The sequence below is a fragment of the Rhizobium sp. WYCCWR 11146 genome, from assembly GCF_013591995.1.
Taxonomy (GTDB): domain Bacteria; phylum Pseudomonadota; class Alphaproteobacteria; order Rhizobiales; family Rhizobiaceae; genus Rhizobium; species Rhizobium indicum.
On record NZ_JACCEY010000037.1, the window covers coordinates 141,896 to 155,724 of the forward strand.

Annotated in this window: 15 protein-coding genes and 1 pseudogene; all 16 read left to right on the forward strand. The window is 61.3% G+C overall.

The features are described 5' to 3' along the window. Window positions 1-14 precede the first annotated feature (14 nt). Window positions 15-908: a VOC family protein gene (locus HX899_RS28315; RefSeq protein WP_180194246.1), complete on the forward strand. Its 894-nt coding sequence runs from the start codon at window positions 15-17 to the stop codon at window positions 906-908. Then, complete coding sequence (gene kdsA / locus HX899_RS28320) at window positions 905-1,750, forward strand: 3-deoxy-8-phosphooctulonate synthase (protein WP_181293935.1); 846 nt, start codon at window positions 905-907, stop codon at window positions 1,748-1,750. Before HX899_RS28315 ends, kdsA begins: the two co-directional genes overlap by 4 nt. Window positions 1,751-1,899: 149 nt before the next feature. Further along, window positions 1,900-3,174 (forward strand): phosphopyruvate hydratase, encoded by a 1,275-nt coding sequence (gene eno / locus HX899_RS28325; RefSeq protein ID WP_033182549.1) that lies wholly within the window; start codon window positions 1,900-1,902, stop codon window positions 3,172-3,174. Window positions 3,175-3,310: 136 nt separating this feature from the next. Beyond that, a complete protein-coding gene (locus HX899_RS28330; protein WP_012757326.1) occupies window positions 3,311-3,631 on the forward strand; it encodes a septum formation initiator family protein in 321 nt (106 codons plus the stop codon). A 145-nt stretch (window positions 3,632-3,776) separates the two neighbouring features. After that, window positions 3,777-4,823, forward strand: a complete 1,047-nt coding sequence (gene pdhA, locus HX899_RS28335; RefSeq protein ID WP_138329612.1) for a pyruvate dehydrogenase (acetyl-transferring) E1 component subunit alpha — start codon at window positions 3,777-3,779, stop codon at window positions 4,821-4,823. Between the two features lie 15 nt (window positions 4,824-4,838). Further along, complete coding sequence (locus HX899_RS28340) at window positions 4,839-6,224, forward strand: pyruvate dehydrogenase complex E1 component subunit beta (RefSeq protein WP_181293936.1); 1,386 nt, start codon at window positions 4,839-4,841, stop codon at window positions 6,222-6,224. Between the two features lie 15 nt (window positions 6,225-6,239). Continuing rightward, window positions 6,240-7,583, forward strand: coding sequence for a pyruvate dehydrogenase complex dihydrolipoamide acetyltransferase (locus HX899_RS28345; protein ID WP_138329608.1), 1,344 nt, complete (start codon window positions 6,240-6,242; stop codon window positions 7,581-7,583). 19 nt (window positions 7,584-7,602) lie between these two features. After that, window positions 7,603-8,244, forward strand: coding sequence for an SGNH/GDSL hydrolase family protein (locus tag HX899_RS28350; RefSeq protein WP_003539320.1), 642 nt, complete (start codon window positions 7,603-7,605; stop codon window positions 8,242-8,244). Window positions 8,245-8,246: 2 nt separating this feature from the next. After that, on the forward strand, window positions 8,247-8,828 hold the full coding sequence (locus tag HX899_RS28355; RefSeq protein ID WP_138329606.1) for an N-acetyltransferase: 582 nt from the start codon (window positions 8,247-8,249) through the stop codon (window positions 8,826-8,828). A gap of 16 nt (window positions 8,829-8,844) precedes the next feature. Next, the gene (gene lpdA / locus HX899_RS28360; RefSeq protein WP_138329604.1) at window positions 8,845-10,293 is read left to right on the forward strand and encodes a dihydrolipoyl dehydrogenase; all 1,449 of its coding nucleotides are present in this window, start codon (window positions 8,845-8,847) and stop codon (window positions 10,291-10,293) included. Window positions 10,294-10,390: 97 nt separating this feature from the next. Next, window positions 10,391-10,645: a GlsB/YeaQ/YmgE family stress response membrane protein gene (locus HX899_RS28365; RefSeq protein ID WP_003539329.1), complete on the forward strand. Its 255-nt coding sequence runs from the start codon at window positions 10,391-10,393 to the stop codon at window positions 10,643-10,645. 37 nt (window positions 10,646-10,682) lie between these two features. Next, window positions 10,683-10,930 (forward strand): annotated as a pseudogene (locus HX899_RS28370) (GlsB/YeaQ/YmgE family stress response membrane protein). A 48-nt stretch (window positions 10,931-10,978) separates the two neighbouring features. After that, window positions 10,979-11,950 (forward strand): lipoyl synthase, encoded by a 972-nt coding sequence (gene lipA, locus HX899_RS28375; RefSeq protein WP_138329602.1) that lies wholly within the window; start codon window positions 10,979-10,981, stop codon window positions 11,948-11,950. 229 nt (window positions 11,951-12,179) lie between these two features. Then, window positions 12,180-12,719 carry a FlaR DNA topology modulation protein gene (locus HX899_RS28380; protein WP_181293937.1) on the forward strand — a complete coding sequence of 180 codons (540 nt, stop codon included), beginning with the start codon at window positions 12,180-12,182 and terminating at the stop codon, window positions 12,717-12,719. A 41-nt stretch (window positions 12,720-12,760) separates the two neighbouring features. Then, window positions 12,761-13,357 carry an AAA family ATPase gene (locus HX899_RS28385; RefSeq protein WP_181293938.1) on the forward strand — a complete coding sequence of 199 codons (597 nt, stop codon included), beginning with the start codon at window positions 12,761-12,763 and terminating at the stop codon, window positions 13,355-13,357. A 9-nt stretch (window positions 13,358-13,366) separates the two neighbouring features. Then, window positions 13,367-13,819: a type II toxin-antitoxin system RatA family toxin gene (locus tag HX899_RS28390; protein ID WP_129420805.1), complete on the forward strand. Its 453-nt coding sequence runs from the start codon at window positions 13,367-13,369 to the stop codon at window positions 13,817-13,819. Window positions 13,820-13,829 lie beyond the last annotated feature (10 nt).

Sequence of the window (13,829 nt, forward strand, 5' to 3'; positions counted from 1 at the left end):
GGAGAGGGGATATCATGAACGAGCACTCCGCCAAACCGCACCCGCTGGATCATGTCGTGCTGCCGGTCGTCAATATCGATCTGGCGCGCGAGAGGCTCGGCAAGCTCGGCTTCACCGTTGCCGCCGATGCGCGCCATCCCTTCGGAACGGAGAATGCCTGCGTCTTCTTTGCCGACAAGACTTATCTGGAGCCGCTCGGGATTGCGAGCGTCGAGGAGAGCGAGGCATCAGCGCGGCAAGGCAATGTCTTCACCGCCCGCAACCAGGCCTTCCGCTTCCGCTGCGGCGAGGAGGGGCTTTCGGGGCTGGCTTTCGGCAGCAAGGATGCCGGCATCGATCATCAGAATTTCGTCGGCAACGGATCGAGCGCCGGCGAGATGCTGCAGTTCACCCGGCCGATGACGATGCCGGACGGTTCCGAGACGATTGCCGGCTTCAAGCTGGCTTTCGCCGGCGACCTGCGCGCGCCTGATCTCCTGCTCTTCACCGTCGAGCGCGTCACGCTGCCGGCTGACCGCGCCGCGCTGGAGACGCATGCCAATGGCGTCACCGGCCTAATCGAGATCGCGCTTTGCACGCCGGAGCCGGCCGCCTTCGCTGCCTTCGTCAGCCTTGCCGTGGCGCAATCGGCAGTCGAGAAGACCGGGTTCGGCGTCAATATCGCAGCATCGAATGCGAAAATCAGCCTGATGACGCCGGAAGGGCTGGAGGCCTATTTCGACATCGCCGGCTCATCCGCAGATCGCGGCCTGCGCGGCCGGGCAATCCTCTTCACTGTCGCCGATCTTGCCGTGACAGAAGCGCATTTGGCTGCTAACGGGGTGACATACACGCGCAAGAACAATCGCATTCTGGTGAAGCCCGCGCCCGGGCAGGGCACGCTCTTCGCCTTCGAGGAAACACGATGAGCACTGATACGAATTCCGAAGTCAGGATCGGCGAAGGCCAAGGCCAGGTCACTTTTTCCAATACCGGCCGCCTGTCGCTGATTGCCGGTCCCTGCCAGATGGAGAGCCGCGACCACGCCTTCATGGTTGCCGGCACGCTGAAAGAGCTTTGCGGAAAGCTCGGCATCGGCCTCGTCTACAAGAGCTCCTTCGACAAGGCGAACCGGACCTCGCTGTCGGCTGAACGCGGTATCGGGATCGAGAAGGGCATGGAGGTCTTTGCCGACCTCAAGAAGGAATTCGGCTTTCCCGTCCTGACCGATGTTCATACCGCCGAGCAATGCGAGGAGGTGGCAAAGATCGTCGACGTCCTGCAGATCCCGGCCTTCCTCTGCCGCCAGACCGACCTTCTTATCGCCGCCGCCAAGACCGGCCGCGTCGTCAATGTCAAGAAGGGCCAGTTCCTCGCTCCCTGGGATATGAGGAACGTCCTGAAGAAGCTCAATGCCAGCGGCAATCCGAACGTGCTGCTGTGCGAGCGCGGCGCCTCATTCGGCTACAATACGCTGGTTTCCGACATGCGCTCGCTGCCGATCATGGCGGCGATGGGCGCGCCCGTTATCTTCGATGCGACCCATTCCGTGGCGCAGCCGGGCGGCCAGGGCGAATCCTCCGGCGGTCAGCGGGAATTCGTGGAAACCCTGGCGCGCGCCGCTGTGGCTGCCGGTATTGCTGGTGTCTTCGTCGAAACCCATCAGGACCCCGACAATGCCCCTTCCGACGGCCCGAACATGGTCTATCTCAAGGACATGCCGCGGCTTCTCGAAAAGCTGCTTGCCTTCGATGCGGTCGCCAAGGCCTAAGGTTCAGCTTGACGTTCAACAGTCTGACATGATCGTGCTATAGGCCACATCCGAACGCTGGTCCGAAGGCTATTGCAGCATTGTAATTTGCACGCCTTCGACTAAGACAGGTTTCGAACCATTTATCACCCACCGAGCAGGAAGAACCCATGACTGCAATCACCGATATCATCGCCCGCGAGATTCTCGATAGCCGTGGCAATCCCACCGTCGAAGTCGATGTCTATCTCGAAGATGGCAGCATGGGCCGCGCGGCCGTTCCCTCGGGCGCCTCGACGGGCGCGCATGAAGCGGTCGAACTGCGTGACGGCGGCAAGCGCTACCTCGGCAAGGGTGTCGAAAAGGCGGTCGAAGCCGCCAACACCGAGATCTTCGACGCGATCGGCGGCATCGACGCCGAAAACCAGATCCAGATCGACAACATCATGATCGAGCTGGACGGCACGCCGAACAAGTCGCGCCTCGGTGCCAACGCCATCCTCGGCGTATCGCTCGCCGTTGCCAAGGCTGCGGCCCAGGCGTCCGGCCTGCCGCTCTACCGTTATGTCGGCGGCGCTTCCGCCAGCCTTCTGCCGGTGCCGATGATGAACATCATCAATGGTGGTGCTCATGCCGACAACCCGATCGATTTCCAGGAATTCATGATTCTGCCGGTCGGCGCCGATTCGATCGCCGAAGCCGTGCGCATGGGTTCGGAAGTCTTCCATACGCTGCGCAAGGAACTTGCCGCGCAGGGCCATAACACCAATGTCGGCGACGAAGGCGGTTTCGCACCGGGCCTGAAGAGCGCGCCCGAGGCCCTCGACTTCATCATGAAGTCGATCGAGAAAGCCGGCTACAAGCCGGGCGACGACATGTGCCTCGGCCTCGACTGCGCCTCGACGGAATTCTTCAAGGACGGCAAATACGTACTCGAAGGTGAAGGCCGCACGCTGGAATCGGGCGCCATGGCCGAATACCTGGCCGAGCTCGCCGCCAAGTATCCGATCATCTCGATCGAGGACGGCATGGCCGAAGACGACTGGGATGGCTGGAAAACGTTGACCGACCTGGCCGGCAAGAAGACCCAGCTCGTCGGCGACGATCTCTTCGTCACCAACTCCGCCCGTCTTCGCGACGGCATCCGCATGGGCGTCGCCAACTCGATCCTCGTCAAGGTCAACCAGATCGGCACGCTGACGGAGACGCTCGATGCCGTCAACACGGCGCACAAGGCGGCCTATACCGCCGTCATGTCCCACCGCTCCGGCGAGACCGAAGATTCGACCATCGCCGATCTCGCGGTCGCCACCAACTGCGGTCAGATCAAGACCGGCTCGCTGTCGCGTTCCGACCGTCTTGCCAAGTACAATCAGCTGATCCGCATCGAAGAGGGCCTCGGCCCGCAGGCCCAGTATGCCGGCCGCTCGATCATTCGCGGCTGATCGGATCTGATTTCCAATGGCTTGACCCGCGCCTCCCGGCGCGGGTTTTTTGTTGCCCGTTTTTTAGAGTCAACGAACGGTTAATCTCTGCGCGTTAGATTGAACGAATTGGTAATGCGTTCAAGAGCATGCGTGTATGTGGACAAAGCATCATAAGAAGAGAAAGATCGGTCGCTTCGTCATTCCGGCCATGACGGTCGCCTTCCTCTCCTATTTCGGTTATCATTGCATTCATGGCGATTACGGCCTGCGCGCGACGGAGACGTTCGAGCATCAGCGTGTCGCGCGTGAAAAAGAGCTTGCGATCTTGAAGGCGAAGCGCGAACATCTGGAAAATCAGGTCGCGCTCTTGAGTGACGGGTCGCTCGACAAGGACATGTTGGACGAAAAAGCGCGTTATCAGCTCAACATGTCGCGCGCGGACGAGATCGTCGTATTCAACCACTATTCCAATTAACCGGAAACAGGTTAATTGGAATTTTCGTAGTTTTTCCAATAATTTAGGACCGAATACGAGCCATGCAATTATGGCATTGCTGTGGTCAATTTTCTTCCCTATGGTACGCGCCACCAAGAAACGACAAACCCATAGGGAGGGTTGAATGGCGCCGCGAAAGACCGCGACCGTTTCCAGCCGCAAAACTGCAGCAAAACCGGCAGCCAAAGCATCGAATGGAGGCCCGGTAGCCGACTTCGATCGCAATGAAGAGCTGAAGGCCTATCGCGAGATGCTGCTGATCCGCCGCTTCGAGGAGAAGGCCGGTCAGCTTTACGGCATGGGCTTCATCGGCGGCTTTTGTCACCTCTACATCGGTCAGGAAGCTGTCGTCGTCGGCATGCAGATGGCGCAGAAGGAAGGCGACCAGGTCATCACCGCCTATCGCGACCACGGCCATATGCTGGCAACCGGCATGGAAGCGCGTGGCGTCATGGCGGAACTGACCGGACGTCGCAGCGGCTATTCCCACGGCAAGGGCGGCTCGATGCACATGTTCTCGAAGGAGAAGCATTTCTACGGCGGTCACGGTATTGTCGGCGCCCAGGTCTCGCTCGGAACGGGTCTTGCCTTTGCAAACCGCTACCGCGGCAATGACAATGTCTCCATCGCCTATTTCGGCGACGGCGCTGCCAACCAGGGCCAGGTCTACGAGAGCTTCAACATGGCTGCTCTCTGGAAGCTGCCGATCGTCTATATCGTCGAGAACAACCGTTATGCCATGGGTACCTCGACCGCCCGCGCCACCGCGCAGTCGAACTACTCGCTTCGCGGATCCGGCTTCGGCATCCCGGGCATTCAGGTCGACGGCATGGACGTTCGCGCCGTCAAGGCGGCGGCCGACGAGGCGCTCGAACATTGCCGCTCCGGCAAAGGCCCGATCATCCTCGAAATGCTGACCTATCGTTATCGCGGTCACTCGATGTCCGATCCGGCGAAGTATCGCTCCAAGGAGGAAGTGCAGAAGATGCGCTCCGAGCAGGATCCGATCGAACAGGTGAAGGCACGCCTCGTCGAAAAGGGCTGGGCTTCCGAAGACGATCTGAAGGCGATCGACAAGGATGTTCGCGACATCGTCGCCGACAGCGCCGACTTCGCCCAGGCCGATCCGGAGCCGGATGCATCCGAGCTCTATACCGACATTCTGCTCTAATCGGGGAGGGAACCCATGCCTATCGATATCCTCATGCCCGCCCTCTCTCCGACCATGGAAGAAGGCACACTGTCCAAATGGCTGAAACAGGAAGGTGACAAGGTCACCTCAGGCGATGTGATCGCCGAAATCGAAACCGACAAGGCGACGATGGAAGTCGAAGCCGTCGACGAAGGCGTCATCGGCAAGCTGCTCGTCGATGCCGGCACCGAAGGCGTCAAGGTCAACACCAAGATCGCCGTGCTGCTGCAGGACGGCGAATCGGCCTCGGATCTTTCCGTCGCCAAGCCGGCCGCCGCACCAGCTCCGGAAGTTGCCCAGGAAGAGAAGCCGACCAACACCGGTTCTGCCTCCGCACCGCTTCCGGCCGAGCCGAAGGCCGTCGTTCCGAACGACCCCGAAATCCCGGCCGGCACCGAAATGGTGTCGACGACCGTGCGCGAAGCGCTCCGCGACGCCATGGCCGAGGAAATGCGCGCCGACGAAAACGTCTTCGTCATGGGTGAGGAAGTCGCCGAATATCAGGGCGCCTACAAGGTCACGCAGGGGCTGCTGCAGGAATTCGGCCCCCGCCGCGTCGTCGATACGCCGATTACCGAGCATGGCTTTGCCGGCGTCGGCGTCGGTGCCGCCATGGCCGGCCTTCGCCCGATCGTCGAATTCATGACCTTCAACTTCGCCATGCAGGCGATCGACCAGATCATCAACTCCGCTGCCAAGACGCTTTATATGTCCGGCGGCCAGATGGGTGCTCCGATCGTCTTCCGCGGCCCGAATGGTGCAGCGGCCCGCGTCGGCGCCCAGCACAGCCAGGATTATGCAGCCTGGTACAGCGCCATTCCCGGCCTGAAGGTCGTCATGCCCTATACGGCATCCGACGCCAAGGGCCTGCTGAAGGCTGCTATCCGCGATCCGAACCCGGTCATCTTCCTCGAAAACGAAATTCTCTACGGCCAGCACTTCGATGTGCCGAAGCTCGATAATTTCGTTCTCCCGATCGGCAAGGCCCGCATCCATCGTCCGGGCAAGGACGTCACCGTGGTCTCCTTCGGCATCGGCATGAGCTATGCGACCAAGGCGGTCGCCGAACTCGAGAAGATCGGCATCGACGTCGAACTGATCGACCTTCGCACCATCCGCCCGATGGACCTGCCGACTGTCATCGAATCGGTGAAGAAGACCGGTCGCCTGGTGACCGTCGAGGAAGGGTATCCGCAATCCTCCGTCGGCACTGAAATCGCCACCCGCGTCATGCAGCAGGCTTTCGACTATCTCGATGCGCCGATCCTGACGATCGCAGGCAAGGACGTTCCGATGCCTTACGCCGCCAATCTCGAAAAGCTCGCCCTTCCGAACGTCGGCGAAGTGGTCGATGCGGTGAAGGCTGTTTGCTACAAATAAGGGGAGGGTGTTTCGATGCCGATCAATATCACGATGCCCGCCCTCTCTCCGACCATGGAGGAAGGCAATCTTTCCAAATGGCTGGTCAAGGAAGGCGACAAGGTCAAGTCCGGCGATGTGATCGCCGAGATCGAGACCGACAAGGCGACGATGGAAGTCGAAGCCGTCGATGAAGGCACGGTCGCCAAGCTCGTCGTTGCCGCCGGCACCGAAGGCGTCAAGGTTAATGCGCTGATTGCGGTTCTTGCCGCCGATGGCGAGGATGTCTCCGCTGCCGCAAGCAGTGCGGGTTCGGCCGCTCCGGCACCGAAAGCTGACGGCGCAGCGGCGCCGAAGGCCGAAGCTGCACCGGCTCCGGCCCAGTCTACTCCGGCTGCGGCACCTGTAGCCGCAACCGCCTCAGCTTCATCTGATGGCAGCCGCGCCTTCTCTTCGCCGCTTGCCCGCAGGCTGGCCAAGGAAGCCGGTATCGATCTTTCGGCAGTCGCAGGCTCCGGCCCGCACGGCCGCGTCGTCAAGAGCGACATCGAGGCCGCCGTTGCCGGTGGCGGCGCCAAGGCTGCTGCGGCGCCCGCACCCGCTGCCGCCGCGCAGGCTCCGGCCGCTGCCGCACCGAAGGGCGCGTCCGAGGAAGCCGTGCTCAAGCTTTTCGAGCCGGGCTCTTACGAGCTCGTGCCGCATGACGGTATGCGCAAGACGATCGCCAGGCGCCTGGTCGAATCCAAGCAGACGATCCCGCATTTCTACGTCAGCGTCGATTGCGAGCTCGATGCGTTGCTGGCGCTGCGCGCCCAGCTGAACGATGCGGCTCCGCGCAAGGACAACGCTCCGGCCTACAAGCTCTCGGTCAACGACATGGTCATCAAGGCCATGGCGCTGTCGCTGCGCGACGTTCCGGATGCCAATGTCTCCTGGACCGACAGCAACATGGTCAAGCACAAGCACGCCGATGTCGGCGTTGCTGTCTCGATCCCCGGCGGCCTGATCACCCCGATCATCCGCAAGGCCGAGGAAAAGACCCTGTCGACGATCTCCAACGAGATGCGCGATCTCGGCAAGCGGGCCAAGGACCGCAAGCTGAAGCCTGAGGAATATCAGGGCGGCACCAGTTCGGTCTCGAACATGGGCATGATGGGCGTGAAGAACTTCGCAGCCGTCGTCAATCCGCCGCATGCGACGATCCTCGCGGTCGGCGCCGGCGAACAGCGGGTCGTCGTCAAGAAGGGCGAAATGGCGATTGCCACCGTGATGTCAGTCACGCTCTCGACCGACCATCGCTGCGTCGATGGCGCGCTCGGCGCCGAGCTGCTCCAGGCCTTCAAGGGCTACATCGAGAACCCGATGGGCATGCTTGTCTGATAGCGTCGCGGAGGCGGAAATGACCAAGACCGTTCTTTGCTATGGTGACTCGCTGACCTGGGGTTATGACGCCGAGACGATCGGCCGTCATGATTACAAGAATCGCTGGCCGAGCGTGCTTCAGGCAGCGCTCGGCGGTGACGCGCGTATCATCGCCGAAGGCTTGAACGGTCGCACCACCGCTTTCGACGACCATCTCGCCGATTGCGACCGCAACGGTGCGCGCATCCTGCCGACGATCCTGCAAACGCATGCACCGCTCGACCTCGTCATCCTTCTGCTCGGCACCAATGACATGAAGCCGGTCGTGGCAGGCTCGGCCTTTGCCGCATGCCAGGGCATCAGCCGGCTCGTGCGGCTGATCCGCAATCATGCCTGGCCCTTCGAATTCGATGGGCCGGAGATTTTGATCGTGGCGCCGCCGGCGATCCGCGCGACGGGCAATGTGCCCTTCGCCGCATCGTTTCCCGGCGGCATCGAGGAATCGGCAAAGCTTGCAACGCTTTATCGTGATCTTGCCGACGAACTCGGTTGTGGCTTCTTCGACGGCAATTCGGTCGCCAAGACCACACCGATCGACGGCATTCACCTCGATGCGGAGAATACGCGTGCGCTTGGACGCGGGCTGGAATCGATCGTGCGGATGATGCTGGGGATCTGAGCATGACCTCCTTCATCGCCCTCCGGCAGGCCTCACGGCGGGATGCCTCGGAGCTGGCGATTCTGGCGGATATCGCATCGCGCGGTTTTGCCTCCTGGCTCTGGTTTGCCGGTGTGGAAAACGGCGTGAGCGACACGCCGCTGGAGCAGGGCCGGCTGAAGATGGGCGAGGAGGAGGCTGTCGGCGGCTGGCGGGATGCCGTCATTGCCGAGGCCTATGGCGAGGTCGCGGGTGTGGCGATCGGACATGCGCTGGGTGAGGGGATAGGCGATATCGAGGCGACTATTCCGGCAACCGCACCGATGCTTGTCTTGCAGAAGACGGTGGTCGGAAGCTGGTTCATCGGCAGTCTCGGCGTCTATCGCCATCTGCGCGGCATCGGCATCGGACGCAGGCTGCTGGACGATCAGATCGAAAGGGCCGATCGGCGGCCCGTCAGCCTGATCACCGCCAGCGACAACGAAGCGGCTTTGTCGCTTTATGGAAGAAACGGATTCCTGGAGGCTGCGCGCGCCGATGCCGTGCCGCTCTTCGAAAACAGCAAGAGACATGCGTGGGTGCTCATGACCCGCAGCGCAGCGTAACAAAGGCAGGAAACACATGGCTGAATCCTACGACGTCATCATCATCGGTTCGGGTCCTGGCGGCTATGTCGCTGCCATCCGTGCCAGCCAGCTCGGCCTCAAGACCGCGATCGTCGAGCGCGAGCATATGGGCGGCATCTGCCTGAACTGGGGCTGCATCCCGACCAAGGCGCTGCTGCGCTCGGCCGAGGTGCTCGACCACGCCAATCACTTCAAGGATTTCGGCCTCGTTCTCGAAGGCACGGTCAAGCCGGATGCCAAGGCCGTCGTCGGCCGCTCGCGCGCCGTCTCCGCCCGTCTGAATGCCGGCGTCGGCTTCCTGATGAAGAAGAACAAGATCGACATCATCTGGGGCGAGGCAAAGATCACCAAGCCCGGAGAGGTCGTCGTCGGCAAGTCGTCGAAGCCCGTCGTCGAGCCGCAGCACCCGCTGCCGAAGAACGTCAAGAGCGGCGAGGGTACCTATACCGCCAAGCATATCATCATCGCCACAGGCGCCCGTCCGCGCGCGCTGCCCGGCATCGAGCCGGATGGCAAGCTGATCTGGACCTATTTCGAGGCGCTGAAGCCGGATGTTCTGCCGAAGTCGCTGATCGTCATGGGCTCGGGCGCGATCGGCATCGAATTCGCCAGCTTCTATCGCTCGATGGGCGTCGACGTCACGGTCGTCGAAGTCATGCCGACCATCATGCCGGTCGAGGATGCCGAGATCACGGCGATCGCCCGCAAGCAGCTTGAAAAGCGTGGCCTCAAGATCTTCACCAGCGCCAAGGTTTCGAAGGTTGAGAAGGGTGCCGGCAGCGTCACCGCTCATGTCGAGACGGCCGATGGCAAGGTGCAGCAGATCACTGCCGACCGGTTGATTTCGGCCGTCGGCGTTCAGGGCAATATCGAAAACCTCGGCCTCGAAGCGCTCGGCGTCAAGACCGACCGCGGCTGCGTCGTCATCGATGGCTACGGCAAGACCAATATCGCCGGCATCTATGCGATCGGCGATGTCGCCGGCCCGCCGATGCTGGCGCACAAGGCAGAGCATGAGGGCGTCGTCTGCGTCGAAAAGATCGCCGGCCTTCCCAATGTCCATCCGACCGACAAGGGCAAGGTCCCGGGCTGCACCTATTGCAATCCGCAGGTCGCCTCCGTCGGCATCACCGAAGCGAGGGCCAAGGAACTCGGCCGCGACATCCGCGTCGGCCGCTTCTCCTTCGCAGCGAACGGCAAGGCGATCGCGCTCGGCGAAGACCAGGGCATGGTGAAGGTGATCTTCGACAAGAAGACCGGCGAACTGCTCGGCGCCCATATGGTCGGCGCCGAAGTCACCGAGCTCATTCAGGGCTTCGTCGTCGCGATGAACCTCGAAACGACCGAGGAAGAGCTGATGCACACGATCTTCCCGCATCCGACCGTGTCGGAATCGATGAAGGAAGCGGTGCTCGATGCTTACGGCCGCGTGCTGAACGCTTGATAATTTCCAAATCCGCCCTGTATCACGGGGTGGCAAAGCCATCCCCCCGGAGTGGAAAGCCACTCCGGGGGGATGGAAAACAAGAAAGGAAATCATCATGTCTATGGAGACGCAGGCATTGCTGGTGTTTTTGCTGATCGGCCTGGTTGCAGGCTTCCTCGCAAGCCTGGTCGTCGGTGGCGGCGGGCTGATAAGATGCCTGCTGAGCGGCATCATCGGCGCCTTCGTCGGCGGCTATCTGTTCAGCGCGCTCGGCATTTCGCTGGGCATTGAAAACGCGCTGGTCGTGCAGATCATCCACGCCACCGTCGGCGCCATCATTGTGGTTTTGATCGCAAGAGCGGTCGCTTGAGGCGTAACTGAGGGCCAACTTGAGGGTAGGGGAAGGCATGGAAAGCGTCGGCTGGATTTCGGCAATCATTATCGGCGGGCTTGCGGGCTGGCTCGCCGGCAAGCTGATGGAAGCGCGATACGGGATTTTCCTGATATCGTGCTCGGCATTGTCGGCTCGGTCGTCGCAAGCGCCATCCTCGCGCAGTTTCATCTCGAGGTGGTCGGCGGGCGGCTCGGCTATTTCGCGACGGGTTTCCTCGGCGCCTGCTTGTTGATATTCCTTGCGCGGCTGGTGCGGCGCTAGATCCGAATGAGATTTGCCGCATAGGGGCGGTAGAAGGCTGAAACTGCAATGGTGACCATCCTCGATACGATCAATCCCGACGCCAAGCGCGTGCGGCATCCGGAGAAGGCGCATCGGCCGGACACGGAAGTCATGCGCAAGCCGGACTGGATTCGCGTCAAGGCGCCGACCTCCAAGGGTTATGCCGAGACCCGTGCGATTGTGAAGGAGCACAAGCTCGTCACCGTCTGCGAGGAGGCCGGCTGCCCGAATATCGGCGAGTGCTGGGACAAGAAGCACGCGACCTTCATGATCATGGGCGAGATCTGTACCCGCGCCTGCGCCTTCTGCAACGTCGCCACCGGCAAGCCGAATGCGCTCGACATGGCCGAGCCGGAGAATGTCGCCAAGGCGGTCAAGGAGATGGGCCTATCCCACGTCGTCATCACCTCGGTCGACCGTGACGACCTGGAGGACGGCGGCGCCGAACACTTCGAAAAGGTGATCTGGGCAATCCGTGCGGCCTCGCCGCTGACGACGATCGAGATCCTGACACCCGACTTCCTGAAGAAACCCGGTGCGCTGGAACGCGTCGTCGCCGCCAAACCCGACGTATTCAATCACAATATGGAAACGGTGCCCGGCAATTATCTGACGGTTCGCCCCGGCGCCCGATACTTCCATTCCGTCCGTCTGCTGCAGCGGGTGAAGGAACTCGATCCCACCATGTTCACCAAATCGGGCATCATGGTCGGTCTTGGCGAAGAGCGAAACGAAGTCCTTCAGCTGATGGACGATCTGCGCACAGCCGATGTCGACTTCCTGACGATCGGCCAGTACCTGCAGCCGACCCGCAAGCACCACAAGGTCGAAAGCTTCGTCACGCCCGACGAGTTCAAATCCTACGAGACGGTCGCCTACAGCAAGGGCTTCCTGATGGTCGCCTCCAGCCCGCTGACCCGCTCTTCTCACCATGCCGGCGACGATTTTGCCCGGCTGAGAGCGGCGCGCGAGAAGAAGCTGTTGATCGCAGCCGAATAAGATCCATCACTTGCTTTTTGATTGAACCGCGGCGATTTTCGCCGCGGTTCAGTTTGTTGACAAACCTCGATCTTTACTCGACGTCATCCTCGGCCTTGTGCCGAGGATCTGCTGCGCCGGTTGCAGATGCTCGGGACAAGCCCGAGCATGACGAAAGAGGAATGGCCGATTTTATCAGCAGTCTGAGCCGCGGGGATTTTTACAGCGGTTTTTCATGGGAGTTGCGGCCATGCCCGTCGACGGAGCAATGCTCCAGCATGCCAAACGCATTCTGGTGATTGGCTGCCCAGGTGGTGGAAAGAGCGTGCTTGCACGGGCGCTGTCGACCTCGCTCGATCTTCCCTATATCTCGATGGATCGCGATTTCTATTGGCTTCCTGGCTGGAGGAAGCGAGATCGCAGCGACATCGATCGGCTGATATTGGAGGTCGTGGCGCAGGAGAGGTGGATCATGGATGGAACTGGCCTCGGCTCGTTTCGTCTGCGTCTTCCGAGGGCGGATCTGGTGATCTGGCTCAGGCTTCCAAGAACGGCCTGCCTGTTGGGAGCGATCGCGCGCGCGATTCGGTATTTCGGTCGTAGCCGCCCTGAAATGCCCGAAGGCTGCCCGGAGCGGCTGACGTCCGACATGGTCGGCTATATCTGGAATTTCGAAAGGCGTGCCGCCCCGAAGATCGAGGCTGCATTACATGAATTCGGCCTTGCAAATTCCACCATCGTCATAAGATCGCGCAAAGCAGCTAACCGGTTCGCCGCTCTTGGCGCTTAAGTTCGTGCTGGCGAAACGCATGTCTGGCTCGAGGGGGTTGCATGATGGATCAGAGAGCTGAGCTGCCGCCGCGTCAGCAGATCGCCGATCTCGAACAGGCTGCGGAGCATATCCGTACAGCCCGCCGCATCCTCGTGATGGGTTGCTCGGGCGGCGGTAAATCGACGCTGTCGCTGAAGATCGCCAAGCGTTTCGGGCTTTCCTATATTTCGCTCGACCGCGATGTTTTCTGGCTTCCCGGCTGGGTGGTGCGCGACAGGGTCGAGCAGAGAAATATCATCGCCAGCCGGATCCTCGAAGAACGTTGGATCATGGACGGCACGAACCCGTCTTCCTTGGACATCCGGCTGCCGCGCACCGATTTCGTCGTCTGGGTCCGCATGCCCCGGCTTCTCTGCATCTGGGGCGCGATCAGCCGTTGGGCGAAATGGATCGGCCGTACCCGACCGGAAATGGCGCCGGGCTGCATCGAGAAGGTCGATTGGGAATTCCTCCGCTTCATCTGGACCTTCGAGGAGAAATTTGCGCCGCGCCTGGTCGCCGGCATCGCCGCACATGGCCCTGACGTGCCGGTCCTTCAGCTAAAATCCCGTCGCCAGATGCGCGAGCTTCTTGATCTTCTCGGCCGGCCCGATTAATTGCCGCTTATGCCGCAATTCGAAACGCACCGTCCCGTCCCGCACACCCCCGAGCAGATGTTCGACCTCGTCGCCGATGTCGAGCGCTATCCGGAATTCCTGCCGCTCTGTGAAGCGCTGGCCATCCGAAGCCGCAAGGAGCGCGACGGCAAGATCCTGCTCGTCGCCGACATGACGGTCGGCTATAAGGCGATCCGCGAGACCTTCACGACGCAGGTGCTGCTGAACCGGGCCGAACACGTCATCGAGGTCAAATATATCGATGGTCCGTTCAAATATCTCGACAATCGCTGGCACTTCGCCGAGATCCCGTCCGGCGGCTGCACCGTCGATTTCTTCATCGACTACGAGTTCAAGAGCCGTATCTTGGGCGCGCTGATGGGCTCGATGTTCGACCGCGCCTTCCGCATGTTCACCGAAGCCTTCGAGACCAGGGCAAACAGGATCTACACGCCGGTTTGATGCGCGAACC